The following is a 26,069-nucleotide window of genomic DNA, read 5'->3' on the forward strand; positions in this document are numbered from 1 at the left end:
TCGATCGATATTCGGACGTAACCGACGATCCTCCGACTTCTGTCGAGCCGATGAAAGTTTCCTCCCCGAGTTCGGGTTTCCGTTGGTCGTGTGGGTGGGGAAACCCGTGGAAGGAGAGGAAACTTCCGTGACGATCAATCGATGACGGCGTGCTGGGTTCGGGCGAGGTGCCAGCGGTCGGGGCCGGGCAGGTGGAAGAGGATCCTCCCGACGCTTTGCTGGCTACCATCGCTGTTCTCGCACGTGGCACTCACGGTGTGTGTGCCTTCGCTGACACCCGTGAACTCGATGGCGCCGTACGTGACCGTGTTCAAGTCGATGCTTCTGCTGCCTGCGCTCAGTATCGACGCCACGCACGTATAGGGCGAGCTCCTGTCAGGGGCTTGGTGATAGTTGAATCGGACTTGCACCGAATCCCCTTTGGTGAATACCGACCAACTCACCGTCGTTTCGATATCCGCCGACGCCGCCGGCGCCAAGCCCGTCAGTAGTGCCAGCGGCGCTGCGAGAGCAAGTGCTGCGCGCCGGACTCTTCTGCCATCCATTCGAAGTACCTCCGATTGCGGCTGAGGTTCCGACCCGATGTCCATCATGGGCGGCGCCGTCGGAGGAGGGAGTTGCAAACCAGATGGTTTGCAAGGGATCCGTAACATGCGGTGGGCGCGGTGTCCTTCCCGTTACGCCCGGTGTTACGAAGATGTAACGCCGGCTGCACGGATTCCCAGGCGAACTCGTCGGCGACGAGGAGATCGACGGTGTCGGCTGCGCCACCACGAGCGACAGCGTGAACCCACGGAACCGGTCGACGGCGCGTCGGACGCGCGGCCGTGTACCCGATCACCCAAGTCGACGGCTCCGGCGTAGAGCGCCTCCGCTGAGGGTCGGCCGGGCACCTCGAGCACAGGTGACTCGATGGAGACCATGGGCGCGCGACAGTTCGTCAGGGAAGAGTGAGTGGGCCGAGGGCGAGGCGGTCGCACGCGACGAGGGTCAGATGCATGACGAAGAGCCCGCCCGCGATCTTTGCGGCCGTGATCAACCAGCCGCGCGGGGTGTCCTCGGCGGTGGGCAGTGCTTCCGACTGAATCGCCACTGCTGCTGGGGGTCCGGAGCTGGTGGCGAGGTGGGTATGCGCGGTCCACCGTTCGCCGTCCCACCAGCGGATGAGACGGGGAGTCTGGGGGTCGGAGTACCAGCCGGGCGGCGGCGTGATCATGGGCTTCTTCGTCCTTTCGTCCGCTGAATATCCCGCCCGGATCAGGCGGTGTTACGCCCGAAAATTGAGGTGTGCGTCACCCTGTGAAAAGGACGGCCCGAAACCTTGACAACGTACAACCATATGGTTGTATGTTGGAGGCGTGAACGGAGACGACGAGGACCGGGCCGACGCCCTGTTCCATGCCCTTGCCGACCGAACTCGACGCGACATCATGCGCCGGGTACTGGCGGGTGAGAGCTCGGTTTCCGCACTCGCGGCGAAGTACGAGATGAGTTTCGCCGCGGTTCAGAAGCACGTTGCCGTGCTGGAGAAAGCCGGCCTGTTGACCAAGCGACGCAGTGGTCGCGAGCAACTGGCGAGCGGCGACGTGGAAGCGGTGCGATCGGTGGCGTCCATGCTCACCGAGCTGGAGCAGGTGTGGCGTGGTCGTATCGCGCGCATCGACGAACTCATCGCATCGGACCCGACCATGAAGGGCTGAACCATGCCTGTCACCGACGTCGAACAAGATCTCGACAACCTGACCCTGACCATCACTGCCGATTTCGCCGCGCCTGTGGCGCGGGTCTGGCAGGTCTACGCCGACCCACGTCAGCTGGAGAAGATCTGGGGCCCACCGGGTTACCCGGCGACCGTGGTCGACCACGACCTCAGGCCGGGTGGGAGGACGAACTACTACATGACGGGTCCTGAAGGCGAGAAATACGCTGGATACTGGCAGGTCACGGCAGTCGACCCGCCGCGGAGTTTCTCATTCGCCGACGGATTCTCCGACGAGGACTTCACTCCGAACCCGGAATTGCCAGTCTCGGCGAACGTGTTCACCTTCGTCGAGCACGACGGCGGTACCCGAGCGACGTACGTGAGTACGTACGAATCGGCCGATGCGCTGCAGAAGGTGCTGGAGATGGGCGTGGTCGAGGGGGCGTCGTCGGCGATCGGTCAGATCGACGACTTGCTGGCGTCCTGAGCAACTGCGAGACGCAGCGTGAAACGCCACGATCGGGTGCCGGACACTGGCACCCGATCGTGGTTGCGGTCAGGGGACGGTGACCTGAGTCGACACCGGAATGCTCGGGCGGTCGGTCCGCAGGGTGAGTTGGACCTGGCCCGGGCCCGTGAATGCGTGCACGATCATGGGGCGCGTGCTGGTGTGGTGTGCCGGAATGAACTGACTGACCGAGCCACTACGGCCGGTGTCGAGGTTGTGCCAGTCGACGATCGCTGTGACGTCGCAGGCCAAGAGGGTCGGTGCCCATTCGCCGAGCGGTGAGAAGCCCTGCGAAATGCGGAGTTCGATCGCATGGGAGGCGCCCGGAGCCGACGAGTACTGCGCCAGAGGCCCGTCGAACGCCGTTCCGGACGGCACCATGATGCCGGCGCAGATGCCGTTCCCCAGCGTCAGCACCGGAGGCATCTGCACGTTTGTCATGGCGCAGGTTCGTGGTCCCACATTCGACCACCCGAGTTGGCATGGGTCGGCGGCGCCGGCGATGCCGGGCGCGACGACGAGCAGTGCAGTACCCATGAATCCGGCAGCGGCGACTGAAGTGAATCGATGTGAATACTTCATGGCCCCCATATCGAGAGGCGAACGAATTTCATTACAGCCACACGCCGGCGTGTCGATCGGACGCCCAGGCGCAAAGGTTTTCGTATCATCTCGGCGTATAAGTACATTCGCGTTTTCCGGCTGTCAGGAGTTCTGAACATGATCAAGCAGATCGTCACCGGTGTCGACAACAGTGAGTCGGCCTTTGCTGCCGCGCGGCGTGCCGCCGAACTCGCCGTGGCGCTCGACGCCGAACTCCGGGTGGTGTCGGCCTACGGGAAGTTCGAGGCGGAACGAGTGGAAGTCGGCGGTGACGAGTTCCTGCTCTCCACCGAACGGAGCGCCATGGAACTCGCCGACTCTGTGAGCGCCCGCCTGCATGGAGAGATCCCGACGGCACGGATCAGCACGTCTGCCGAGGAAGGAAAGCCCGGGGAAGCCCTGGTGCGTGTCGCGGACAACCTCGAGGCGGATTTGATCGTCGTCGGCAACCGACGAGTGCAGGGGCCGGTTCGCGTGCTGGGAAGCATCGCGCGGGATGTGGCCGCGCACGCATCGTGCGATGTCTATGTCGTCCATACGACGTAGTCCTGCCGTGTAACAACTCTCCAGGAGCGCAAACGGAGGAAGGCAGACGCGTCCGAAGATCGGTCCCTTGGCGCCCCATTTCTTCTGCGCTTCTCGGGCCTTGGTGTAGGCCTCGTCGACGTCCGGCAGACGCCAGACGGATCGTGGCGACCACGGAGTCGTCGAACGGGTTGGTGTCCGTCAGCACGCGGCCGGACCGATCATGCCCGTGATTTCTCCGAGCTGCCACCCATCCGGGTGAGTTCCGGCGCCGAAGTACCCATAGGCGGTGCAAGGCCGTCGCCGAGCCGAATTGTGTCGGCCCGGATGTCGATGACAAGGAGCAGTAACATGCGCGCACTGGTAGAAGCTGGATTCATGACGATTCACACCCCGCTCGTCGAGCTCTACACCTGGTTGCTGTCTGTCGTGCCGATGTGAGCGGAAAAATGAGTTCCTGAGACCGGGCCCTGGAAGTGGACACCCTGACAGTGGTTCGTAGAGATACGGTTCGTAGAGACACCAGAAGGATGTTCACAGGGGACGGCAGTCTTCGGAATGCATCTGAGAACTCGGTCAGCGTCGGTGTGTGACGAGTGAATGCAGGCGAGCTCCTGGTAGGTCAGCAACGTGCTTACGTCCCTGCCCTACCAGGAGCCCGATTGCCGTAATCGGCTGTGGCACTCCGTTCGTCGTACCCAGCTCCGACGAGCTCGGTCGACGACCACGTCGGCCAGGGCGAGCATTGCGTCGGCCGCATCGTCAGGATCGACCTCGCGGACCGGTGCTGAGTGCACGTTGTCTATTGGCGGCGTGCCGTAGCTGCAGAATCCGTATGCCTCCGGCGGCTCCGACGATGATCGCCCCGGCGATGGCAGCGAACAGCAGGGCCACGCCCAGAGGCAGCGAGAAGTCCCATCCGAATAGTTCGAGGGTGATGCTGTCGAGATTCTGCAGAATGAACACCAACAGCAACAGCAGGATGAGTGCACCGGTCACCAGGGCAGTCCAGAGTGCGCCGGTGCGGGTGCGCCTGATGCCCTTACCTCGGGCGAGGTCGGGATGCAGGTCATCGACGGCGTCCGGATCCGGTGCCACGCCCGATGGGGGAGCGGGAACGTCGCTGCGGCGCGGGGACGCCGAGGAATCGGGGTTCGGATCTCCTGGGCCCCTCGATGTGGTTGCCATGTCCGGTGGAGTACCCAGACTTCGTTCCGGTTATACCCGGTGCCGTTCGGCGACCCGGTCGCGTACGGCCTGAGCCCGGTGCAGAGGGCGATGCCGAGGCGGTATTGCCAGCGCCGTCGGTAGGCACGATGGCCGCCGAGTTCTTGGAGCACACTCGAAGTATCTCGTGATCCAAGGATCGGGCAGGAGGAGTCATGCACAACTCGGCTCAGGGGAAGCCGCAGGCCCAGATGCCCTCGGCGGTGTCAGGGCGACTGTCGGTCTTCGATCGTTTCGCCACCAAAGTCAGCTCCCTCGCTGCACACGCATGGTTCTTCGCATTCTGTGTGGTGCTCGTCGTGGTGTGGGCACCGTCGTTTCTGGTGCTCGGCAACATCGATACCTGGCAGCTGATCATCAACACCGCCACGACCATCATCACGTTCTTGCTCGTAGCGCTGTTGCAGAACACTCAGAAGCGTTCCGACGATGCTCTGCAACAGAAACTCAATGCCATCGCCGATGCCTTGGCCGACCTGATGTATCAGCTCGGAGAAGAGCGGCCGGAATTGCGGAAGGACCGCGAGGAGTTGCAGCAAGCGGTCGGACTCGAAGACAAAGAAGGTGTATGAGCCCACACCTTCTTCGCGAAATAGGCAACGCCCGGCGTATCGGCTGAACGGCTGCAATTCTGCAGCCCGGATTCACCCGCTACGACCCTTCGTTCGAGGGACCGCCGTGAGCAGAGGGTCCGCGGGCCCTCGATCGCGGGATCCGGTCATCGAACTCGCGGCAGCGCTCAGGGATGGGCAGGCAGTGGCGGCAGCGGCCGCTCGGTCGGCAAGGGTTCCGCGGGAACCCAGGCATCGAACGGCACGTTCAGCGTGACTGCGCCGACCCGTTCGAAGGTGAAAGTGACCGGGTAGGTCAGTCCGGGACGGATCGCGTCGGCGGGGAATTCGCCGCGGACACTCACGGGTTGATCGGGCGCGGTGGCAGTGTCGAGCTGCTCGATGGGCTGCCCTGCAGCCAGCGTGGTCCCCGGAAGGATCTCGCGTGCTTCTTCGGGGCCGTCGATGGTCATGGACGTTGCCGCCGGTGACTCGACCGAGACGAGCCGGTCCGGGGCAGCCGAATTGTTGACCACGGTGAAGGCGAGTCGTACCTGTCCGTAGCGGGCCTCTCCGGAGTCGGTGGGTTCGGCCAGGAAGTAGACGTTGCGCAGGTCGACCCCGTCGACTTCTGCGTTGGTGCCGTTGATCGAGGCCTCCTGGTTGCTGGTCTGAGTGACTTGTCCAGCACCACACCCGGCGATCGCGACCACTGCCGCGGTGGCGAGGGCACCCATGAACGCGGCGCGGCGATCTCGGGAAGCGCCTGGTCGGTTGGTCCAGTGCCCTGGTCGGTTGGTCCAGTGCATAGCATTGCTCCTGTTTATCGGGTCTGACGTAAGCCGTACCCAATAGCGCAGAGGTGTACTCGCAGTGTTCGGTGTCGCCTGGGCGAGATGCGGCGGAGAACGTTCGAGTAGCGCGGGCGAAGAAGGTCTTGTACAAAGATCTCAGTAGCCGTGATCCGCATCACAGCTGGTACTACACGAACTGCTCTGGAAGGACGATTCGATGACTCTCAACGTCGCTTTGTTGCTGCTCGTCCTCGCCGGAGCTCTCAGTTCTGTCGCGTTCATGCAGGCAGCGGTGAACGCCCGGTCTGCAGGCGGGGGTCCGGGCCAGGAGGGCGTTCACGCCAGCTTGGGCAGGACGGCGTCGGCGAAGATGTCGATGAACCGCATTTGATCCTTTCCCACGTGCTGCGCAGATCGACATAGCCGTCCCGCGTCGCGCAGGGGTGATCTTGTCACGTGCACTCCTTCGATCAGCCGGCGTTCTGCTGTGCCTTCGCATAGGCGAACTGCAAAAAGTCGGCGCCTGCGAGCGCGGCAAACAATCCGGCCACCAGCCGGGTGGGCTTGGGCGCGAAGACCATACCGATCGTGAAAGCGGTCGCGACCCACACATCGAAGCAGAACGGACAAGTGAGCAGCTCGCCGACACTGTGCCGCAGACCTTGCGGACCGCGTGCTTCCTCGTTCACCTCGGCCGGGCCGCCGTGCTCTTTGAAACTGGTGAAAGGTGCACGCAAGGGGCTGGTCACCGCATCTTTGGTGACGGTGCGAGACAGCTTGTGTGTGCCGAGAGCGAGAACGACGAGATCCTGGCCGGTGAGCCGGTCGGGCAGGTGCCTCCCGGTGACACGGGCAGCGATGATGGCAATGGTGACCAGCACGCTGTAGGCGGCCAACACCGTCGAGTATCCGCGCAGCGGCCGGTCTTCGCCAGATTTGTAGGCACTGGCATTCTCCTGCAACATATTACGAAAGTTATCGGTGAGCTCACGCGGAGTGGTCGTCCGATCCGCCATCTACATTCCTCATATCACGCGGCTCCGTACCTCCTCGTCTCTGGCTCAGGTACCCGGGACGAGGAGGCCGAAACCACCAGTGGAGGCTTCGGCCTCCCGACCGATTCCGGTCTGGGGCACACTCCTTCATCCGGCCAGGTCGTCCCGCCCGATCGGATCTGTCTCCCATTCGGCAGCGCCGAATGCAGGCCGGTCGCTGAGCCGCTGGAGCGCCCACGCTCCGATCACTACAAAGAGGCCGAACATTGCGCCCCCAACAATCGGCCTGCGATACCACCGCTTCTGCGTCGTCATCTGGAGATGATGGCACGCGCACCCGCGAGATCCGATCTCGGTGCTGTCGGGGGCGGATGGCATGGTTGGCCCATGTTCGAGATGACCGCGGCGGCGGCCCGACGCACCGCTGTTGCTGCCCAAGGCTTCACCGGCCGGCGTCCGGCAGGCCCGGCCACTCGGCGGCGCGTGCTGCAGACCGTCGACCGGACGGCCCTACTGCAGATCGACTCGGTCTCCGTGGCAGTTCGCGCGCACTACATGCCGGTATTCAGCAGGATCGGCGGCTACGACCGCGACATCCTCGACGCCGCGGCGTGGCATCACAGCCCACGGACGCCACGCGCACTTGTCGAGTACTGGGCGCACGAAGCTGCGCTGATCCCCGTCGAAGACTGGTCGCTGATGAGATGGCGTATGCACCGTTACGAAGGGGGCCGGTGGGAGGGCGAACGACGCGTTCTCGAACGCAACCCGACCATGAGCCGGGACATCCTCGACGTGATCACCTCGGTCGGTGCTGCGTCGGCGGGCGAGATCGAAAAGCATCTCCAAGTAGAGCCATCGGGCAGCCGTGGACCTTGGTGGGGGCGTAGTGACGTCAAGATCGTCTGCGAACAACTCTTCGCGGTGGGGGAGCTGTCGGTAGACCGGCGGGTCGGTTTCACCCGCTACTACGACCTGGCCGAACGGGTTCTGCCGGGCGACGTGCTTGCCGCCCGTATCGACGAGGGCGACGCAGTCCGGGAGCTGCTTCGCAGATCTGCGCGGGCACACGGCGTCGCGACCGCCGCCGACCTGCGCGACTACTACCGACTCTCTGCCGACCAGGCACGGCCCGCCATCGCAGACCTCCTCGACGAGGGCACACTCGTTCCGGTCGTTGTCCGCGGTTGGGACGAGCCCGCGTATCTGCACTCGGAGACGCGAGTGCCGCGTCGCGCACGAGGCACCGCGCTTCTGAGCCCGTTCGACCCGCTGGTGTTCTATCGACCCCGCACCGAGCGCATCTTCGGCTTCCGGTACCGCATCGAGATCTACACGCCTGCGCACAAACGTGTGCACGGGTACTACGTCTTCCCGTTTCTCATGGGCGGCGAACTCGCTGCGCGCGTGGATCTCAAGGCGGACAGAGCAGTCGATGCACTGTGTGTCCCGGGTGCATTCGTCGAGGACGGAGCGGATGCCGGCGCCGTGGCAGAGGCACTCGTGGCGGAGTTGCGCGCGATGGCGAACTGGCTCGGGCTCTCGGGCGTCGTGGTAGGGGAGCGCGGCAACCTTGCCGCGAAACTCGCGGCCCAGTTGTGAGGCAGGAAAATTCGACAGTGCATCAGTGATGGACGTACTACGCCACCCTGATCGGCAACCATCACCTCGATGACGGTCCTGGACCATGTAGACCGCTTCGAGGGCAACCGCCGCAACTCTGTCGTGGGGGCACTAGGCATGCGCGACGGCGCTTGAAGTCGATGTATATGGACCTCAGGTCTTGACGCGGGATGTCCGGAACGACCTCTACTCTGCTGCGATTCCGAGGGCCGCCAGCGCATCGTCCAGACGCGGATGGATGGTCAGAATCTTGCTGAGCCCCAGCAGTTCCAGGGGTCGGGCGGTGGCATTTCCGTGCGCAACGACGGCAAAGTTGACGCTGTCGACTGTGCGTTTGGACAAGCCCATGAGCAGGGCCATACCCATCGAGGAGAGAAAGTGCACGTCGGTGAGGTCGATGATCAGACCGGACGGGTTTTCCTCGAGCAATCCGAGCGCTTCTTCCTCCAAGAGGGGAGCGCTGGCCAGATCCACTTCACCGCTGACCGAGAGCACGGCAACAGAGCCGTTGTGGGTGGTCCGCAGAGTCATCCCGAATTCGATCGACTGTTCATCCATAAGTGCCATTATCCAGACTCACCACCCTATGCGATGCACCGCATCCGGTATGGCCGAGTGCGACAACGCTGCGTTTGCGACGTACCGATCGATCAACTGCCATGCCGCCGCGCGCTTTCGGTTCAGGTGTCCGTGCCGACTCGTCCTGGGGGTGTGAGGGGCGCGACCCGAGAAGTTTCGGACGCCGAGCTTATGGGTAGTCCAGAGCAGCTATAGGTGAAAGGCCAGATGAAGATGACTACAGCGGTACACGACCGGTGGGTAGCCCACGTCACGAGACTCGACCTCTCGATGAGACGGCTACCTCGATGAGACGGCTACGGAGCGTCTGCGCTTTGTGGAGCTGTGCCTGATCGCAGAACTCGCCAAGGCAGGCATCGGCCCGCTGGCACCCCGAATTTCGGACGTGGATGTCCATCGGTGACAACTGCGTCCAGTAGCCGTGCGCTCGGAAACACACGTGCCCGCTCGAGCCGGAAGATTCCGGCGCCCTATTACGAAAAAGAGGACCCTGACGATGGTTGATGCTGATGCGGCCGTGGGAACTGCTCCTACGGCCGTGTTTTCGCCGGCTCCACTCGGCGTGCATTTCAGTACCGAAGAGATCAAGCGCCGCATCGATGCGATGTTCGGTGACGAGCCGTCGGGGGAGGTGCAGGCCGGGGAGCTCTGAATCCGGGGTCCTTCTCGGGGAAATAACCGGTTGAAGGCGGCAGATACCGTTGTGGGATCTCAAGGGTAGCGGCCCGCAACAGCGTCCGCGGCCTTCGGAAACCGAAACGGAGTTGAATGATGTCCCCGCGAATCGAACGGCGGATCGCGAACTTTGCGTCCATCCTCGACGACGGCACCCGTCGCCAGGCTGAAGCACTGGCACGTCTGCCGTTCGTGCGCCCACATGTTGCGCTGATGCCCGATGCCCACGTCGGCAAGGGGTCGTCGGTCGGCACGGTCATCCCCACCGTCGGCGCGGTGATCCCCGCTGCCGTGGGTGTGGACATCGGGTGCGGAATGTCTGCCGTGCGCACTGCCTACAGCTTCGCCGATCTCACCGGCTCGCTCGCGCAGCTGCGGCTGGCCGTCGAGGATGCGATCCCGCTGTCGCCCGGAAACTACAACGACAAGCTGAACCGGTTCCGGTTCACCGTGACGAAGCTCGACGAGCTCGAGAAGCTTGCCGCGAAGCACGACGTCGACCTGTCGCATTCGCCGAAGTGGCGTCAGCAGCTCGGATCCCTCGGTGGTGGAAACCATTTCATCGAACTGTGCCTCGACGAGGCCGACCGGGTGTGGCTGTTCCTGCACTCCGGGTCGCGTGGCGTCGGAAACAAGATCGCGCAGAAGCACATTGCGATCGCACAGAAGCTGATCCGGGAGCGGTCCATACACCTCGAGGACCGTGACCACGCCTATCTGTCGGAGGAGACGCCCGAGTTCGACAGTTACATCGCCGAACTGCACTGGGCGCAGCGCTTCGCCTACCTGAACCGCACGGAGATGATGGACCGGTTCCTGCAGGTGTTTGCGAACTGGCTCGGCGTCGACGTGAAGACCGTCGAGGTCGAGCGCGTGAACACGCACCACAACTACACCCAGCGTGAGGAGCACCTGGGCGAGTCGGTGTGGCTGACGCGTAAGGGTGCGATCGACGCGCACGAGAACATCGTCGGCATCATCCCGGGAAGCATGGGTACCCGCTCGTACATCGTGCGCGGCAAGGGGAACGAGGTCGGTCTGCAGTCCGCACCGCACGGTGCCGGTCGCCGGTTCTCCCGGTCCGAAGCGAAGCGCCGCTTCACCGAAGCCGACCTCGCGGCCCGAATGACGGGTATCGAGTACCGGCACGGCCCGCAGTGGATCGACGAGATCCCCGATGCCTACAAGGACATCGACGTCGTGATGGCCGACGCCGGCGACCTCGTCGAGGTGGTGCACGAGCTGCGTCAGGTCCTCAACGTCAAGGGCACCTGATGCCGCGTAGGTGTACGAGATGACGGTTGGTGTACGGAAATATCCGTACACCAACCGTCATGTGCATACACCAACCGGATCTCGCCGGCCTACACCAGGCGCGTCACACCGATCGTATGGTCGGTGGTGAACTCCTCGATCGCCCACTCACCGTTGAAACGGCCCAGGCCCGAATTGCGCTCGCCGCCGAATGCCACGTGCGCCTCGTCCTGCACCGTCATCTCGTTGATGAACGTCATGCCAGACTCGACCTGCTGAGCGAACTGCAGACCGCGGTCGATGTTCTGCGTGAACACCGCGCTGGACAGACCGAACTCGTGATCGTTCGCCAACTCCAAGGCGTGCGCTTCGTCGTCGGCACGCAACACCGCGACCATCGGCCCGAAAATCTCCTCGCGCGCGATCTCCATGCCCGGCGTGACGTCGACGAACACGTGCGGCGGCACCACGCGGCCGGTGATCTCGCCGCCGACCGCGACACGCGCACCGTCCTGCCGGGCCTGGTCGATCTTGTCCTGCAGGCCCTTCAACTGCGAATCGTTGACAACCGGCCCGATCAGGGTGTCCTCGGCGGCCGGATCGCCGTGCGGCACGGACTGTGCAGCGGCGGTGAATCGTTCGACGAACTCGTCATACACCGGCGCCTGCACGATGACGCGGTTCACGGCCATACAGATCTGGCCGGAATGCAGGAACGACCCGGTCACCGCGGCGTCGACGGCTGCGTCGAGGTTCGCGTCGTCGAGTACCACGAGCGGCGCGTTGCCGCCGAGTTCGAGCGCGACCTTCTTCAGGTGCTTCCCGCTGGTCGCGACCGAACCGACCTGTTTGCCGACGGGCGTCGATCCGGTGAACGAGATCAATCGCGGTACAGGATGTTCGACGAACGAATCGCCGATCTCGGAACCGGCACCGACCACCACGGACAGTACGCCCGCGGGCAGGCCGGCTTCCTCGAAGATCCGGGCGATCAGCAGGCCGCCGGTGACCGGGGTGTCCGACGCGGGCTTGATCACGACCGCATTGCCGAGCGCCAGGGCGGGTGCGACGGACCGCTGCGACAGGTGCAGCGGGAAGTTCCACGGGCTGATGACTCCGACGACTCCGATGGGTTTCTTGTACACCCGCATCTCGCGGTTCGGAGTGTTCGAATCGAAGATCCGACCGTGGACGCGTGCCGGGAACGACGCCGCCTCCAGCGTGATGCCGATGGCGAGGGACACTTCGATGTCGGCCTTGATGCGGGTGGACCCGGACTCGGCGACCAGCCAGTCGGCGATCTCGCTGCGACGTTCGTCGAGGATCTGCGCGGCGCGGCGAAGGATCGCGGCCCGATCGGCGGGCCCGGTTGCTGCCCAATTCTTCTGGTCTTCCCGGGCTGCGGTGTACGCGTCGTCGACGTCCTCCACCGTGGCCTGACGGATCGTGGCGACCACGGAGTCGTCGAACGGATTGGTGTCGGTCAGGACGCGTTCGGAGCGTCCCTCACGCCACTCGCCTCCGATGAACTGGGAGGAAACCGGCTGTCCGGCGAAAGTGGCGGTTGAATCGAGATCTGTTGTCATGGGGTTTGAACTCCTCACTGATCTTGCTGTTTGTCGACGGTCGCCCGGTCCCTGTGCGTGTCGTCGACAGCGGAATCGGATGAAATCTACTTCGACGGCCAGCCGGTGTATCCCTCGGCGAGATACTGCTGACCGTAACGGGATTCGGTGATAGTGGCCAGCTCGCCGAGTGCCCGCTTGCGTTCGAACGCCGTGGCGTCGGAGCGGGTGTGGAGCATCGACGTCATCCAGTACGAGAAGTTTTGTGCCTTCCACACCCGCCGCAGTGCGGTGTCGCTGTAGCCGTCGAGAAGCGCGGTCGAGCCGTCGCCGAAGAACGACGTCAGTGCCTCGGCGAGGACCTTCACGTCGGCCAGTGCCAGGTTGAGGCCCTTCGCTCCGGTTGGGGGGACAGTGTGCCCGGCGTCCCCGACGAGGAACAAGTTGCTGTGGCGCAGCGGCTCGCACACGTACGAGCGAAACGGCAGCACCATCTGCTCGAAGATGCGGCCGCGCGTGAGTTCGAAGCCGTCGGCTCCGTCGACGCGACGCTGCAGCTCGTCCCAGATCTGTTCCTCGCTCCAACTCGAGGCGTCCTCACCCGGATCGCACTGGAAGTACATGCGCTGCACGGTGTCGCTGCGCTGGCTGATCAGTGCGAAACCGTGCTCGGAACGCGCATAGATCAGTTCGGGTGCGCTCGGCGGTGCTTCGGTGAGAATCCCGAACCAGGCGAACGGATACTCGATGAAGTGGTCGGTGCGGTCGGGGACGGCCTGGCGGCAGATGCTGTGCGAACCGTCGGCGCCGACGAGGATGCGGCACCGGACCTCGACGGATGTGCCGTCTGCTTCGGTCAACCGGATTTTCGGGGTATCGGTGGCGACGTCGAGGACCTCGGTGTCGCTGACGGAGCACCGGACGTCACCACAGTCGCGAGCACGGGCGGCGGCGAGGTCGACGAACACCTCGTTCTGCGGATACAGCCATACCGATTCGCCGACGAGATCCTGGAAGTCGATGCGGTGGCTTTCGCCGCCGAAGCGGAGGTCGATGCCGTCGTGGCGGTGGCCGTCGGTGAGGACGCGACCGTCGACGCCGGTCTCGGCGAGCATCTGCACGGAGCCGTGTTCGAGGATGCCGGCGCGGTGGGTGGTGCTGATGGTGGCGTGGTCGCGCTTCTCGACGACGACGTTGTCGATCCCCGCGCGGGCGAGCAGGTGGGAGAGCATGAGGCCGGCGGGTCCGCCGCCGAGGATGCCGACCTGCGTGGAGACGATGGTTGTGCTCATGCCTGCAACCATCCTGTGATGCACGGCACTGCGCGAGGGTCGTTATCGTTCAATGAGAAAATCTGAGGTCGTTGCGGGGTGTTCACCGAGAGCGCGGGCGATGCCGCGCGCAGCGGTGAGGAGCGCAGCGATGATCGCCTGACGCTGCTCGACACCGGTGGGGACCACAACCCCCAACGCAGCCAGGGCATGGCCGGACCGGTCGACGACGGGCACCGAGATGCCCGTCGTCCCGTCGTCCAGAACCCCGTCGAAACTCGCGTAACCTCGCCGACGGATCTCCGCGAGTGTGCTGCGGAACGAACCCGAGGCGGTGGGGAAGAGTTTGTCGAGGTCCGGATGTGTTTTTTCGTACCCGACCTGAACTTCGACGGGGGAGTGCGCGAGCAGTACCATCCCCATCGACGTGGCGTGCGCGACCATCCGGCCCGCCACCGTGGCTTGGTTGATCACCGACCCCGACGACGACAATCGCTCGACGACGAGCACCTCGCCTTCTTTGAGAATCGCCAGGTGTGTGTGCTGATGCACCACCGACTGCACATCCTGAAGGAAGGGCAACGCCGTCTCGCTCAGGCCCTCGACAGGTGAACTGCGCGCGGCGAGTTCCCACAGTCGCAGCCCCAGCCGAACCCTGCCGCCGGATTCCCGCGCGACGAGCCCGTGCTGGGCCATCTCGCCGATGAGCCGGTAGATCGTCGGCTGCGGGATGTCGGCGCGACGAGCGAGCGCGCTGACTGTCAGCGCCGGCTGGGTGCGGTCGAAGGACTCGAGAATGCGCACGACCCGGTCGAGCATGGAGTCACCGGAAGGGGAGTTGGCCATGTCGCGATTATCGTCCGAGGAGTAGATACGCGAAATGACGGTTGCTGTCAGGAAATATCCAAGCACCAACCGCCATATCACGTACATATGAAGATCTCGTCGCGTCACGCGGGCATCTCCGGAGTCAGATCCGCCAGCACCGTGGGGCGGTAGAACAACCCCTCGTGCGTGCCGCTGGCAGCGAGCTCGACGTCCGCGCCGGGAATCTCACCGTCGACGGCGGCAGCGTCACCTATCTGGTCGTTCAAGAATAGACGGCAGATCCGCAGGTCCTACGTTGCTACAGGCGCGTAGCGATCGCGCAGATTCCGCTTGAGGATCTTCCCGGCCCCCGACTTGGGCAGTGCTCCGTCGAGAATGTGTACCACTCTGGGGACCTTGAAACCTGCGATGAGTTCGCGGGTGTGCGAACGCAGTTCATCCTCGGTGGTCTTCGCGGACTCACGCAGGACCACCGCGGCATGGACGGCCTCGCCCCATCGGGGATCCGGGATCCCGAACACCGCGACCTCGAGTACGTCGGGATGCCGGTAGAGCGAGTTCTCGACCTCGGTGGAGTACACGTTCTCACCGCCCGAGATGATCATGTCCTTGAGTCGATCGACGACGTAGAGATAGCCGTCCTCGTCCATGTACCCCATGTCACCCGTGCGGTACCAGCCCTGATCGTCGAGCGCCGCTGCTGTCTCGTCGGGCCGGTTGAGGTAGCCGAGCATGATGTTGGGGCCGCGGACGACGATCTCTCCCACATGCCCGGGCTCACACACCTCTGATGTCTCGGTGCGTATTTCGAGATCCACGCCGACGACAGGCCGGCCGGCCGAACGCAAGCGTGCTGCCGCGTCGGGGTCGGCACCCGAGACGCCCCGACGGTGGTCGTCGTGGGTCATGAACGTGATGATCGGCGCGCCTTCGGTCATGCCGTACACCTGGCACCAATCGCATCCGAGCGCATCGATCGCCGATTTCAGGACGGACTGCGGCATGGGGGAAGCACCGTAGAGTACCGATTCGAGAGACGAGATGTCGACGTCCTCGGGGATCGGTTCGGACAGAAGCATCGTGACCATGGTCGGCACGAGCATTGCTCTCGTGACCTTCTCCTGCGCAACTGTTTCCAGCCAGTTTCGTCGCTCGAATCCCGGCACGATCACGTGCTTGCCACCGACCCAGGTGAGAGCGACCGTGGACGCACCGTCGGCGAGGTGGAACATCGGGCCGGCGTGCAGGTAGACGGCATTCTCGGTGTAACCCAGGCAGATCAGAGCATGCTTGGCGTTGGCGACGAGATTGTTGTGCGTGAGCATTACGCCCTTCGGGCGGCCGGTGGTACCGCCGGTGTAGAAGATCCCCGCGACAGCGCTGCCTTCGATCTCTCTCGGTGCAGGCTGTGCAGTGGAGATGATCATGTCATCGAAAGACACACAATCCGAAGGGCATTCACCGGTGCCTGCGTAGACGAGGGTGTCAAGTGATTCGACGGTCTCGACCAACTCGCGGCCGACGTCGACGAAATCCTCGTCGACGATCAGTACGCGGGAGGCGGAGTCGTCGAGGATGAGCTCGATCTCGGGTGTCGACAGCCGGGTGTTGAGTTCGTTGAGGACCCGGCCACTGCGAGGAACCCCCAGCCAGGCGACGAGGTGTGCTCGACTGTTCTTGGCCAGCACGGCCACGACGTCACCTTCGGTGAGGCGGAAACCGTCGAGCGCGGCGTCGAATGCCGAGACGTACCGGCCGAGTTCCCGGTAGGTCCACCTGATGTTTCCATCCACCACTGCTTCTCGTGATCCGAACAGTCGAGCTGCGCGGTCGAGGGCGGAGGAAATGTTTTCGTTCATCGTCGTTCCTGTCTGGAGTTCTCGTCTACTCGGTTCGGCTCAGGAATCAGTCGGTGAAGGTGCAGTTGCCGCCCTGGATGATCTGCGGGAGCGTGTCGCCCTGCTGCTCGAGCAGGGAGAAGTACAGGCTGCGGGCGCCGGCCGCGTCGACGACGCTCTCGACGTTGCCGTCCGCGCCGTAGTTGATGAGTGCGCCGTGGATGAGGAAGACGGCGTCGGTGACCTCGGTATTCTCCGCGGGAGCTTCCAGAGTGTGGGTGGAGCCGGCCGGTTCGTAGATGTAGGAGCCGGCCACGTTCACGGAGTCGTCGCCGTACTCGCGGTAGAACCACTTGCCCGATTCGGTGAAGCCGTGCACGGCACCGGTGTGCATGTGGGTCGGGATCACGGTGTCCGGCTGGAATCGGGTCTTGACGACGAAGAACCCGTTCTCCACGTCTGCGACGTAGAGCTGCATCGACAGTCCCGGGGCCAGTACTCCGTGTGTCCAGGGCAGGTCCTTGGTCTGGCGGGTCAGAGCTGCGGGGATGGCGAAAGCGGTCATGGGAGTTTCCTTTGTTCACTCGAGGAGCTGTTGGGTTCTTGTGTCTAATGTCACAGGAATCCGAGGAAACGCCAGTGTCGGCGACGTCTCCTCGCCGGACGACGTGCGGCAACTCGTCGCCGACGTACGCGAGCACCTCGGCGGAGTCGACGTGCTGGTGAGCAATGCCGGCATCGCGGGCCCCACCGCGCCGGTGGAGGACTACGACCCGGATGCCTGGGAATCAGTGGTCACGGTGAACCTGGACGGTACCTTCACCGTCATCCGCCACTTCGTGCCGCTGCTGAAGGAAGCGGGTTCGGGCAGCGTGCTGATCATGTCGTCGCTGGCCGGCCGGTTCGGATATCCCAACCGCATCGGATACTCCACCACCAAGTGGGGGCTGGTCGGGTTCACCAGGACGCTGTCGCAGGAACTCGGCCCGCACGGCATCACCGTGAACTCTATCCATCCCGGAGCGGTGATCGGCCCACGTCTGGACAAGGTGTTCGAAGGCCGCGCGCAGACGTCCGGCAGGTCGGTCGACGAGGAGAAGGCCGACGCCCTGAAGAACCAGTCGATCAAGGCGTTCACCGATCCCGCCGACATCGCGGCGCTCGCCGTGTTCCTCTCCGGGCCGCACGCCCGCACGATCTCCGGCCAGCAGATCAGCATCGACGGGGATTCGAAGGCCGCACAATGACCGTGCCGTCCGACGGTTCGGCCGCGGACTCTCGAAGCGCTGAATCCGAACCTCGATCACTGTGGCGCGGTCGGCTGCTGCTGATCGTCGGCATCGTCCTACTGGGGATCTCGCTACGGTCCGCGGTGACCGGCATGTCGCCTTTCCTCCCCGAGATCCGCGAGGACCTCGGAATGGGTGCGGCAGCCGCAACACTGCTCGGAATGCTGCCCACCCTGTTCTTCGGTGCGGCGGGCTTCGCGGCGCCGGTGTTGATTCGACGAACCAGCTTGGAACTCACCGCGAGCGTCGCGATGATCCTGGCTGCAGTGGGCCTGTTCGCACGTTCGGTGGTCGGTGGCGTCCCGCTGTTCCTCATCCTGTCTGCCGTGGCGTTGTTCGGCATGGGGATGGGCAACGTCGTCGGTGCTCCACTGGTGAAGAAATACTTCCCCGACCGACCGGCGCCGATGCTCACGACCTTCGCCCTGTTGATGCAGGCCGGCGCGACCATCCCCGCCATGCTGGCGTTGCCGCTCGCGGATGCCGGTGGAGGATGGCGCTTCTCGATCGGATCCTGGGCGCTGCTCTCCGCCGTCGCCGCGGTTCCGTGGATCGTGCAGTTGATCAAGGTGTCGCGCACCCCGTCGACCGCGTGGCCGGTCGGACTGGCCGCCGCGGCCGAGGGGGAGAACCGACTCGGCATGGGACAGTTGCTGCGCAACCCGATCGCGGTCGGCACTGCGCTGTTCTATGCGATGGCCTCGCTCAATACCTACGCGATGCTGGCCTGGATGCCGACGATTTTCCAGGACTCTGGACACGACGAAACCGTTGCTGCCACAGCATTTTCGATCTTCACATTCCTGACGTTACCGATGGCTCTGGTCAGTCCGCTGGTCGGATCGAAGCTGAGGAACCCGTTCCCGTACGCCGCCGCACTCACGCTTCTCCCCGCGATCGGATTCCTCGGAATGGCTCTGGCTCCGGGGATTCCGATGCTGTGGGCGGTGCTCACCGGCTTCATCGGCGGTGCGTTCCCGTTGGCCATCGCGATGTTCAACAGGCGCACCCGGACCGAACAGGGCTCCGGGAGTCTCGCCGGTTTCGCGATGGGTGTCGGTTACCTGTTCGGCACGCTGGGCCCGCTCCTCGGTGGCTGGCTCGATTCCGCCACCGGGAGCTGGAAGCCCGCGTTGCTCGTCTACGCCGTGACGGCGGTTCCCATGCTGATCGGGGCATGGCAGATGAGCAAGCCCGACCGCTACTTGGAGGACGGGATCTCGCGCGAGTGAGACTCAACCGGTGATTGGTTGGCTGCGTCCCGGCCGGCCAGGTAGCCGAACACGAGTCCGAGTGAGATGGTGCCGCCGGCACCGCCGTAGGAGCCCTTCGTGGCTGCACCACCGGAGTTTCCGGCCGCATACAGACCGGGGGTGACGTTGCCGTCGGTGTCCAGGGCTCGTCCGTCGGCGTCGGTCCTGGGACCACCGACCGTACCGAGCGCGCTGGCTTCGACCTTCAGCGCATAGTACGGCGCGGTGTCGACGGGGCCGAGAACACTCGACTTCGGGCTCTTCAGCACCGGCCGGATGATCTTCGCGAGCGGACCGACGATGAGCGAACGCAAGCGTTCGGGATCGTTCTTCCGCGCCACCCGTCCGGCGAGCTTGTCGACCACCGGTCCGATCACCTTGGCAAGTGCTGTGCGGGCCTTCGCGGTGGCGGCAGGGAAACGGTTGTCGGGTGAGAACGTGCCCAGCCGTGGGTAGTACGCACCGAAGTAGCGGTCGAACAGGGTGTCGCCGCGGTGGAACTGGGAGTCGTTGCTGCGAGCGGCATCCGGATTGAACCGGTCGATAGTGCGCAGCAGCCCGACCTCGTCGACGCCGATCTTCTTCGCAAGATCGGCGAGAGTATCTGCCTGGAACAGGCATTCGGGCACGTCGCCTCCGGGGGTGGCGCCGAAGATGCCGAACTTCGTCCAGTACTGCTGGTCGAAGATCAACCATGCGGTCACGTTGGGCATGGTGCCGGTCTCCGGATCCACCTCGCGCATGATCTGCCCGAACTGGTCGTAGGCCAGCGCTTCGTCCGCGAACCGTTTGCCCTTGCTGTTGACCATGATGCTGTGCGGCAGTGCGCGTTCGCCGAGGAAGACACGGCTGAGGGGCTGACCCTCGAGCTCTTCGCCGGGCAGCTGCACGCCGGGCATCCACCACGCGTCGTCTATGCCGGTCAGGTCTGCGCCCATTTCCTCGGCCAGCTGCATGGCGATGCCGTCGTGGCCCTTCGGGGAGACCTGCACACCGAACGGTGCGCCGAGGTGGGTCGTCGTCAGTTCCGGCGAGCTCTCGTAGCCACCGCTGGCGAGCAGGACGCCCTTGGTCGCGCGGACCGTGTGCGGGGCGCCGCCGGCCATCACGACGATGCCGGTGACCTTCGAGTCCTCGACGACGAGCCGGGTCGCGGGGGCCTTGACGCGCACGTCGACGCCGTTGCGCAGGCTCGCCTCGAGCAGCGCGCCGATCAGAGCAGGCCCGGCGAGCCAGATCTGCTCGATGCCGATACCGCCGAGCAGCCAGAAGGGTAGAGGGTTCTTGGCCATGCCCGTGGTCAGCGCAGGGCGCACGTACTGGGCTGCCTCGCCGAGCCCGTCGGGCGAGTGGGGGCCCGGGAAGAGTGCGCGCCCCACGGACGCGCCCTCGATGTCGGAGCGATAGTCGGGCCAGATCGTCGGGATCCACCCGAACGACGTGTTGTCCTCGATGTACCGGGCGACCTCTGGTCCGGTCTCCAGGAACTTCTCGATCATGTCGTGGTCGAGGATCTTGTCGCGCCCCTGGCCGTAGATGTAGCGACGGGCCTGGTCGAGGTCGTCCTTCACCTTCAGGTCATCGGTGGAGAAGCCGTGGTTGGGAATCCATGCTGCACCGGCGGATATGCCGGTGGCGCCGCCGACGAGTTCGCGGGATTCGACCACGAGGACCCGTGCGCCCTCCTTGGCTGCAGTGAGTGCTGCCGTCAGGCCGGCGCCGCCGGAGCCGACGACAACGACGTCCACCTCCTGCGGGATACCCTTCTGCGCCACCGTCCCGATGGAGCCGCTGAATCGAGTTGTCTTGCCGGCCATGAGATCCTGCGATCTTCGAGTTTCGCGGTGTGTGAGAAGTGGTCTCAGACCGCGATCTTGGATGCGACGGTGACCACGCGCTCGGCCATGTGGTCGAGGGCTGCGATCGTGGCGTCGTCGAGTTCGTTCTGGTTGTTCGGCCCGGTGACGTGCCCGACGCCATACGGGTTGCCGTCGGCGAACTTGAGCGGATCGGTGTAGCCGGGCGGAACGATGATGCCGCCGAAGTGCATCAGCGAGGTGTACAGGCCGGTGAGGGTGGTTTCCTGGCCGCCGTGCACGGTCTGGCTGGAGGTGTAGGCGGCGTAGACCTTGTCGGCGAGTTTGCCCTGCGCCCACAGGCCCCCGAGCGAGTCCATGAAGGTCTGGAACGGGGCGGCGGTACTGCCGAAACGGGTCGGCGAGCCGAAGATGACGGCGTTGGCCCACACGATGTCTTCGCCGGTGGCGGCCGGAAGATCCTTGGTGGCCTCGTAGTTGGTCGACCATGCCGGGTTCTCGGCGAACGTTACGGGGTCGCGGGTTTCGGCGATGTGGCGCACGCGAACGTCGGCGCCTGCAGCCTCGGCGGTCTTGGTCAGGCGCTCTGCCATCGCGCTTCCGTGTCCGGTGGCGGAGTAGTAGATGATCGACAGCTTGGTCATGTCGGTCCCTTCCTGGTCGACGGGTCGGAAGTATCCGTGTACCCACAAATGTAGTTGAGTTATCAACTACTTCCACTGTATCGAAAGGAGTTGAACTGTCAACTAAATCTGTTTCGGCATGAATGCGGACCCGTCGCCGATCGGGGCCCGGTGTACGAAAGTTGCAGGTCTACGCTGATCGATGCGCGAGTAGTGTGGTCAGATCCACCGCTCGTACTGCTCCACCGGCATCAGCTTCGGGAAGAACTCCCGTCGCACATCCTCGATCAGTGATGTGTAGTCGGAATCGTCGGTTCTCGCCGCGATGTGCAGGCAGTGGAACACAGCGTTCAACGGATCCGTCTTCGCCGCGGTGGAGATGACGCTGATGGCTCGAAGTGCCGGGGGCACCTTGCGGTCCTCGGCATCTCCGGTGATGGTCGTGTCGATGGTCGGTTCATCGCGGAATGCCTGCTCGAGTGCGAGATGCTCATGCTCGCCGAACGGGTGGGGCAGGGGGTCGCCTCGGTCCAACGCTGTCAACCCCGCGCTGATCCATGGGATTTCCGCGATGCCTATGGTTGTGTACGCGCGGCGTGCCGCCCATGTCGCGATACGACGGAGCTTCGGGGTTCGGGCTCGGGTGATCGCATCGGCCAGCGGTCGGTCGAGACCGGCGAGGCCCATTGCGTAGTAATTGGAGCGGAGTTTCTCTGATGGCGGCCGACCGCCCCAGCGGATCGCTTCGTCCTTCGCCCATCGGGCCATCTGGTCGTACCCGTATTTCAGGTACAGAGTGGCGTCTCCGGCCGGATCGGGATCCCACCAGTTGCGTTTCGGATGGGTGACGATGCTCTGATCCCACGCGGCGTCGATCTTGTGCAGTCGGACCATCTCTCGTGGCCGCGTCGTTTTCCAGATCTGAACGAGGTAATGCTCCGTCGGTTCGGTGACGGCAGCATCCGCGTAGGTGTCGCGTCCGCGGCCGAACACGCGAAACCGGTGCAGGCCTCGTGCGATCGGCAGTTTCGGGAAGTCCGACGCCTTCTCGCCGTCCATGGTGAGCACATACGCCGGCTTCGTGAAGTTGACCGTGGCTTCCTCGACGATGCCCCATTCTTCGGTATCGACAACGTCGGAGGGTTCGTCGTCGAGCACCTCGACGGTGAGCGTCACAGGACCGTAGGCGACGCCGGTCATGACAGTGGCGAAGTTGGGGCCGACTTCCACGACGCTTCCCGTTTCTTCGGGCTCGTAGGTCTCCCCGCTGGGCGAGCCCAGCACGAACTGATGGTGGTCTGCGACGACAGTTCCGAACCGACTCATGAGCGGGAACGTATCGTAGGGCTCGTGCGCCTGCCGAGGGAATCGGGAGTGTGGGAGCCGATGACGGGAATCGAACCCGCGTATTCAGCTTGGGAAAGTGAATGAACGGCATCGGCCCAGGTCAGCCGGGTAAGAACAAGACCGACTAAGGCATGATAAGCACGGCCATGTCGGGCTTCCACACGTACCTCCACTCGTACCTTTGTGTCGGGTACGGGAGAGTGAAGGCGTAGTTGCTCGTTGCCCTGACGTATGTCCTGTTGTGGGGCGAAGCTGAGACGGCCGCGAGACCAGAACTCAGTGGCTGGAACGGTCGGAGGGGATCACGAATGTGCGTTCAAACGACACGATGTTGCGTCCTTTGCCCTGGTACGTGAGGATCACCGCCTTGCGGCCAGATGTATTGGCAGGTGATCCACTCCAGCTGCCTAGACGAACGGGATTGTCTGTATAAGTTATCTTTGACGCTACGCGACCGATAATTTATTCGGCTGATCGGTCTTGGTCACCGTCGCATCGGCCTCGAATTCAAGGGTTGTCGACAGTCACCCTTGGATGGGGAGGTTCCCTAGCCATCGGTTGTAGTGATGCGTTCATACCTGAGGTTCAGTACGGTTGCGGGAATTGGACCGTCCATACTGGCGCAACAGATCAGTCACGCGCTCCAAGGCCTCCAGATAGGCGACAGCGCCCTCGGCCGCGTAGATACGGGCGAGTAGCTGGGGCTCGTCCGGGTGCACGCCAGCGTGAAATTCTGCGAGGAAGTCACGAGAGAACGTCATTGCCCGAAATTAGTGGATCGAGCGACGGCGCACCGGACTTTGTTCCATCCTGTGGAGAACCGGACGCGTTCCTCGTCGCACCGCCCGGCCTGACTCCCCGTGCAAACTTTGAATCTGACGCTCGTGCGTCGTCCTGGCAACCGCCCCACGCGCTTCTGAAGGCGCTGCATTCGTCAGTAGCCCAAAGCTTGTCGGACAATGATGGCCTGGTGGACATCGGGGGCGGTAGGGGTTCCGTTGAGCTGGACGTATCGGCCACCGTCTCCCGGGATGATCTCGATTGCGTTGGCGCGGAGTGTCGTTTCGTCTAGGGGGACCTTGTCCTTGACGTAGGTGATCCAGCCGGCGCAGATCTGTCCGGGTTTGCAGCCGATCGACCGACGGTGCTTTTTGGTGCTGACAAACAGGTAATCAGGTTCCCATGCCTGGACGAGGATGCGGAAATGGTCGGCGACAAGCTCGGGGGTGATGCCACCGGACGGATTAACCTCGGGATCGTCCAGGGAGAAGTGGACGTGGTTCTTCAACCCTGTCCCGTCGAATCCCACACGTACCGAGTACTTGCGGTAGCTGCCCTCGCACATCCGGATCAAGTCGGGTGTGTACCCGGTCTTCACCATGGCCAGACCATCATCACCCCGGAGGATCGAGTCGGCCACTACCTCTTCGATACCGTCGATGTCACCCGGGAGATGCACGAAAGTGCCGTCGTCTTTGACCCCGTTGAGAAGCCAAGGAGAGTAGAGCCGGGACAGGTCGGGCATCTCCTGCAGCGAGCGCTGCAAGCGACCTGCGCCGTCGTGAGGCGACTCGACCCGTCCGCCCCAGCCACCAATGAAATCCAGTACCACCGTGTTCCTCCCTCTACCTGCGGTTGCCTGCTACTCCGGCGGGACGTACTTGACCGTAATGTTCTCGTATCCGGCTTCTTCGATCATGTCCTCGATGGCTTCAGCTACTCGCTCCTCGGCGACGCGCCACTCGATCTCGGCCCCGGTGGCTTCGGCAGCTTCGGATTGCCGTCGAAGCTGGTCGGGAAGAGATTTGGCTGCGCCCATGTTGGGCTTGAACTGGCCATCGTCGCCGACCATCCATTCGTAGCCGGGCCCCTTGGCTTCGATGAGCCTACCGCTCTCTCCGGCATCCGGGTCCCACCCGTCGAACAGGACGTTGCCCGAGCCGTCCGCTTTAGGGATGGCATATTCAACTCCGGCAGGGCTGCCGGTGACTTGTTCCTCGTAGGCACCGGCACGTTCGGAGGTGCCGCCACGGTTGGGGTACTCCCACTGTCCCGGACCATCATTGGTCAGGGTCGACGGCATGATATCGAGCACCTGCTGCAGGTCGATGCTCGGAAAGTGTTCAGAGACCCAGAGGAGGATCGCGCCTGCCGAGATCGCACCGGCGGCGAAGGCTGCCATGAGCGCCAGATCGACAGCACCGAGCGCGATGATCGGCACGAAGCCGTGAATTCCTGAGTTGGAGCCGAAGGTCAGGGCTGACGCTGCGTCTGCAATGGATTGGGCGGCACGGGAGTCGGCCTCCTGGACAGCTGCAGCTTTGAAGCGTAGATAACCGGCCCATTCGAAGACCTTGGCCTCGGACTCGTCGGTCGGCGGCCCGATGATCGTGACAGTCCAGTCGTCTGCGACGCGGCATCCGTCGGCCTCTGCGTCGGCGACCGCCGAAAGCAACGCTCTGCGGGCGTAGTGCAACTCCGAAAGCCCGCTCTCGACGGTGCCGGCGACTTCGACTAGCCCTATGGACAGCTTCCGGCTACGGGTGCATACGTCAGCGATCCGGTCGTCTGCTGCTTGGTTAGCAGTTCCTATCCAGCCCTCGCCCGAAACGGCGGCGCGCTGTCTGTCAACGGACCGGGTGTGCGAAGCGAGTTGTTCAGCTTCGTTGCCCAGAGTGCGGACGATCGTGTCAGAAGCAGTCAGTGCATCCCATTGTTCGATCGTTGATCTACTGGGGAGCCCTCGGGATTCCTGCACGATCACTCGGGCACCTCGACTGCCGAGAACTGTTGGGCGGTCTCGTCGTCAGTGTTCCGATAGCTCTCGGCAGTGTTCTCGGTCAGCGCGCTGAGCGTGGTGAACTCGTCATGACATGCACTGAGAGCAGCGTCGGCCAGACCACCGAGCACAGCGAGCACGGAGGACGTGGCCGAAGGTGAAATCAGACCGGAGACGCCGGAGATCGCCTTGTCGCAAACTCCGGATTCTCGGGTGTTCTCGCCGGGATTCAGTGTGTTCGCAAGCTCGTGGATCCGCTCGGTATCGGCATACAGCATCGCAATGGCCCCCCTCCATCGCGGAACAACGTAGCACGGTGCATGCGCGGCCTAACCTCGATCTTTCTTGAGTCCCGCGTGTCGACCTGAACGCTTCGGATTGGTTGTTGCCGTCGCTGACCTGGTGCCGGGCGACGACGAGTCG

30 protein-coding genes are annotated in these 26,069 nt (G+C 63.9%); 10 read left to right on the forward strand and 20 right to left on the reverse strand.

What is annotated here, in order from left to right:
* Nucleotides 1-134: 134 nt before the first annotated feature.
* Both ACFWCF_RS24260 and ACFWCF_RS24265 read right to left on the reverse strand, forming a co-directional pair.
* Nucleotides 135-314 (reverse strand): hypothetical protein, encoded by a 180-nt coding sequence (locus ACFWCF_RS24260; RefSeq protein ID WP_378567109.1) that lies wholly within the window; start codon nucleotides 312-314, stop codon nucleotides 135-137.
* A gap of 626 nt (nucleotides 315-940) precedes the next feature.
* Nucleotides 941-1,216, reverse strand: coding sequence for a DUF2510 domain-containing protein (locus tag ACFWCF_RS24265; RefSeq protein ID WP_378567112.1), 276 nt, complete (start codon nucleotides 1,214-1,216; stop codon nucleotides 941-943).
* A gap of 142 nt (nucleotides 1,217-1,358) precedes the next feature.
* Between ACFWCF_RS24265 and ACFWCF_RS24270 the strand changes: the two genes are divergently transcribed.
* Together ACFWCF_RS24270 and ACFWCF_RS24275 are read left to right on the forward strand one after the other, a co-directional pair.
* Nucleotides 1,359-1,700 (forward strand): ArsR/SmtB family transcription factor, encoded by a 342-nt coding sequence (locus ACFWCF_RS24270; RefSeq protein ID WP_378567115.1) that lies wholly within the window; start codon nucleotides 1,359-1,361, stop codon nucleotides 1,698-1,700.
* Nucleotides 1,701-1,703: 3 nt separating this feature from the next.
* Complete coding sequence (locus tag ACFWCF_RS24275) at nucleotides 1,704-2,189, forward strand: SRPBCC domain-containing protein (RefSeq protein ID WP_378567118.1); 486 nt, start codon at nucleotides 1,704-1,706, stop codon at nucleotides 2,187-2,189.
* 69 nt (nucleotides 2,190-2,258) lie between these two features.
* Here the strand turns inward: ACFWCF_RS24275 and ACFWCF_RS24280 are convergent, their stop codons facing one another.
* Nucleotides 2,259-2,747 carry a hypothetical protein gene (locus ACFWCF_RS24280; protein ID WP_378567121.1) on the reverse strand — a complete coding sequence of 163 codons (489 nt, stop codon included), beginning with the start codon at nucleotides 2,745-2,747 and terminating at the stop codon, nucleotides 2,259-2,261.
* A gap of 183 nt (nucleotides 2,748-2,930) precedes the next feature.
* Between ACFWCF_RS24280 and ACFWCF_RS24285 the strand changes: the two genes are divergently transcribed.
* Nucleotides 2,931-3,359, forward strand: a complete 429-nt coding sequence (locus ACFWCF_RS24285) for a universal stress protein (protein WP_378567124.1) — start codon at nucleotides 2,931-2,933, stop codon at nucleotides 3,357-3,359.
* Nucleotides 3,360-4,100: 741 nt separating this feature from the next.
* Here ACFWCF_RS24285 and ACFWCF_RS24290 read toward each other — a convergent pair.
* Entirely contained in the window at nucleotides 4,101-4,526 is a 426-nt protein-coding gene (locus tag ACFWCF_RS24290) for a lipopolysaccharide assembly LapA domain-containing protein (protein ID WP_378567127.1), read from the reverse strand.
* A gap of 194 nt (nucleotides 4,527-4,720) precedes the next feature.
* Here ACFWCF_RS24290 and ACFWCF_RS24295 point away from each other — a divergent pair, with 194 nt between their 5' ends.
* Entirely contained in the window at nucleotides 4,721-5,137 is a 417-nt protein-coding gene (locus ACFWCF_RS24295) for a low affinity iron permease family protein (RefSeq protein ID WP_378567130.1), read from the forward strand.
* 167 nt (nucleotides 5,138-5,304) lie between these two features.
* On the opposite strand, the gene ACFWCF_RS24300 is transcribed toward ACFWCF_RS24295, so the two are convergent.
* Complete coding sequence (locus ACFWCF_RS24300) at nucleotides 5,305-5,925, reverse strand: hypothetical protein (protein ID WP_378567133.1); 621 nt, start codon at nucleotides 5,923-5,925, stop codon at nucleotides 5,305-5,307.
* Nucleotides 5,926-6,127: 202 nt separating this feature from the next.
* Between ACFWCF_RS24300 and ACFWCF_RS24305 the strand changes: the two genes are divergently transcribed.
* Nucleotides 6,128-6,301: a hypothetical protein gene (locus ACFWCF_RS24305; RefSeq protein ID WP_378567136.1), complete on the forward strand. Its 174-nt coding sequence runs from the start codon at nucleotides 6,128-6,130 to the stop codon at nucleotides 6,299-6,301.
* Nucleotides 6,302-6,380: 79 nt separating this feature from the next.
* Here the strand turns inward: ACFWCF_RS24305 and ACFWCF_RS24310 are convergent, their stop codons facing one another.
* Complete coding sequence (locus tag ACFWCF_RS24310; protein ID WP_378567139.1) at nucleotides 6,381-6,926, reverse strand: DUF1360 domain-containing protein; 546 nt, start codon at nucleotides 6,924-6,926, stop codon at nucleotides 6,381-6,383.
* 126 nt (nucleotides 6,927-7,052) lie between these two features.
* Nucleotides 7,053-7,220 (reverse strand): hypothetical protein, encoded by a 168-nt coding sequence (locus ACFWCF_RS24315; protein ID WP_378567142.1) that lies wholly within the window; start codon nucleotides 7,218-7,220, stop codon nucleotides 7,053-7,055.
* Nucleotides 7,221-7,292: 72 nt separating this feature from the next.
* Between ACFWCF_RS24315 and ACFWCF_RS24320 the strand changes: the two genes are divergently transcribed.
* On the forward strand, nucleotides 7,293-8,507 hold the full coding sequence (locus tag ACFWCF_RS24320) for a winged helix-turn-helix domain-containing protein (protein WP_378567145.1): 1,215 nt from the start codon (nucleotides 7,293-7,295) through the stop codon (nucleotides 8,505-8,507).
* Between the two features lie 207 nt (nucleotides 8,508-8,714).
* On the opposite strand, the gene ACFWCF_RS24325 is transcribed toward ACFWCF_RS24320, so the two are convergent.
* Nucleotides 8,715-9,086 (reverse strand): STAS domain-containing protein, encoded by a 372-nt coding sequence (locus tag ACFWCF_RS24325; RefSeq protein ID WP_378567148.1) that lies wholly within the window; start codon nucleotides 9,084-9,086, stop codon nucleotides 8,715-8,717.
* 517 nt (nucleotides 9,087-9,603) lie between these two features.
* On the opposite strand from ACFWCF_RS24325, the gene ACFWCF_RS24330 reads away from it, so the two are divergent.
* The gene (locus ACFWCF_RS24330; RefSeq protein WP_378567151.1) at nucleotides 9,604-9,759 is read left to right on the forward strand and encodes a hypothetical protein; all 156 of its coding nucleotides are present in this window, start codon (nucleotides 9,604-9,606) and stop codon (nucleotides 9,757-9,759) included.
* A 119-nt stretch (nucleotides 9,760-9,878) separates the two neighbouring features.
* On the forward strand, nucleotides 9,879-11,057 hold the full coding sequence (locus tag ACFWCF_RS24335; RefSeq protein WP_378491360.1) for an RtcB family protein: 1,179 nt from the start codon (nucleotides 9,879-9,881) through the stop codon (nucleotides 11,055-11,057).
* A gap of 89 nt (nucleotides 11,058-11,146) precedes the next feature.
* Here ACFWCF_RS24335 and ACFWCF_RS24340 read toward each other — a convergent pair whose 3' ends face one another.
* The 6 genes from ACFWCF_RS24340 to ACFWCF_RS24365 form a co-directional block, all read right to left on the reverse strand.
* Nucleotides 11,147-12,622: an aldehyde dehydrogenase family protein gene (locus tag ACFWCF_RS24340; RefSeq protein ID WP_378567154.1), complete on the reverse strand. Its 1,476-nt coding sequence runs from the start codon at nucleotides 12,620-12,622 to the stop codon at nucleotides 11,147-11,149.
* Nucleotides 12,623-12,708: 86 nt separating this feature from the next.
* On the reverse strand, nucleotides 12,709-13,893 hold the full coding sequence (locus tag ACFWCF_RS24345; RefSeq protein WP_378567157.1) for a 4-hydroxybenzoate 3-monooxygenase: 1,185 nt from the start codon (nucleotides 13,891-13,893) through the stop codon (nucleotides 12,709-12,711).
* A 42-nt stretch (nucleotides 13,894-13,935) separates the two neighbouring features.
* Complete coding sequence (locus tag ACFWCF_RS24350; RefSeq protein WP_378567161.1) at nucleotides 13,936-14,718, reverse strand: IclR family transcriptional regulator; 783 nt, start codon at nucleotides 14,716-14,718, stop codon at nucleotides 13,936-13,938.
* Nucleotides 14,719-14,822: 104 nt separating this feature from the next.
* The gene (locus tag ACFWCF_RS24355) at nucleotides 14,823-14,966 is read right to left on the reverse strand and encodes a hypothetical protein (RefSeq protein WP_378491307.1); all 144 of its coding nucleotides are present in this window, start codon (nucleotides 14,964-14,966) and stop codon (nucleotides 14,823-14,825) included.
* 24 nt (nucleotides 14,967-14,990) lie between these two features.
* On the reverse strand, nucleotides 14,991-16,559 hold the full coding sequence (locus ACFWCF_RS24360; RefSeq protein ID WP_378491306.1) for a long-chain-fatty-acid--CoA ligase: 1,569 nt from the start codon (nucleotides 16,557-16,559) through the stop codon (nucleotides 14,991-14,993).
* A 46-nt stretch (nucleotides 16,560-16,605) separates the two neighbouring features.
* Nucleotides 16,606-17,103: a 2,4'-dihydroxyacetophenone dioxygenase family protein gene (locus tag ACFWCF_RS24365; RefSeq protein ID WP_378491305.1), complete on the reverse strand. Its 498-nt coding sequence runs from the start codon at nucleotides 17,101-17,103 to the stop codon at nucleotides 16,606-16,608.
* Between ACFWCF_RS24365 and ACFWCF_RS24370 the strand changes: the two genes are divergently transcribed.
* Both ACFWCF_RS24370 and ACFWCF_RS24375 read left to right on the forward strand, forming a co-directional pair.
* Nucleotides 17,102-17,785, forward strand: coding sequence for an SDR family oxidoreductase (locus ACFWCF_RS24370; protein ID WP_378567164.1), 684 nt, complete (start codon nucleotides 17,102-17,104; stop codon nucleotides 17,783-17,785). The genes ACFWCF_RS24365 and ACFWCF_RS24370 overlap by 2 nt on opposite strands.
* Nucleotides 17,782-19,059: a CynX/NimT family MFS transporter gene (locus ACFWCF_RS24375; RefSeq protein ID WP_378491303.1), complete on the forward strand. Its 1,278-nt coding sequence runs from the start codon at nucleotides 17,782-17,784 to the stop codon at nucleotides 19,057-19,059. The genes ACFWCF_RS24370 and ACFWCF_RS24375 overlap by 4 nt, the downstream gene beginning before the upstream one ends.
* Here the strand turns inward: ACFWCF_RS24375 and ACFWCF_RS24380 are convergent.
* The 6 genes from ACFWCF_RS24380 to ACFWCF_RS24405 form a co-directional block, all read right to left on the reverse strand.
* Nucleotides 19,029-20,897, reverse strand: a complete 1,869-nt coding sequence (locus tag ACFWCF_RS24380; protein WP_378491302.1) for an FAD-dependent oxidoreductase — start codon at nucleotides 20,895-20,897, stop codon at nucleotides 19,029-19,031. The two genes, ACFWCF_RS24375 and ACFWCF_RS24380, sit on opposite strands and share 31 nt — an antisense overlap.
* Before the next feature lie 44 nt (nucleotides 20,898-20,941).
* Nucleotides 20,942-21,541: an NAD(P)H:quinone oxidoreductase gene (gene wrbA / locus ACFWCF_RS24385; protein WP_378491301.1), complete on the reverse strand. Its 600-nt coding sequence runs from the start codon at nucleotides 21,539-21,541 to the stop codon at nucleotides 20,942-20,944.
* Between the two features lie 198 nt (nucleotides 21,542-21,739).
* On the reverse strand, nucleotides 21,740-22,846 hold the full coding sequence (locus ACFWCF_RS24390; protein ID WP_378491300.1) for a transposase: 1,107 nt from the start codon (nucleotides 22,844-22,846) through the stop codon (nucleotides 21,740-21,742).
* Between the two features lie 955 nt (nucleotides 22,847-23,801).
* Nucleotides 23,802-24,479 (reverse strand): hypothetical protein, encoded by a 678-nt coding sequence (locus ACFWCF_RS24395; RefSeq protein ID WP_169623140.1) that lies wholly within the window; start codon nucleotides 24,477-24,479, stop codon nucleotides 23,802-23,804.
* Nucleotides 24,480-24,509: 30 nt separating this feature from the next.
* Nucleotides 24,510-25,631, reverse strand: a complete 1,122-nt coding sequence (locus ACFWCF_RS24400) for a Tox-REase-5 domain-containing protein (RefSeq protein WP_346765262.1) — start codon at nucleotides 25,629-25,631, stop codon at nucleotides 24,510-24,512.
* A complete protein-coding gene (locus tag ACFWCF_RS24405; protein ID WP_169623139.1) occupies nucleotides 25,628-25,924 on the reverse strand; it encodes a hypothetical protein in 297 nt (98 codons plus the stop codon). The genes ACFWCF_RS24400 and ACFWCF_RS24405 overlap by 4 nt, the downstream gene beginning before the upstream one ends.
* Nucleotides 25,925-26,069: the final 145 nt, after the last annotated feature.

Source organism: Rhodococcus sp. NPDC060090, from assembly GCF_042729855.1.
Taxonomy (GTDB): Bacteria; Actinomycetota; Actinomycetes; order Mycobacteriales; family Mycobacteriaceae; genus Rhodococcus.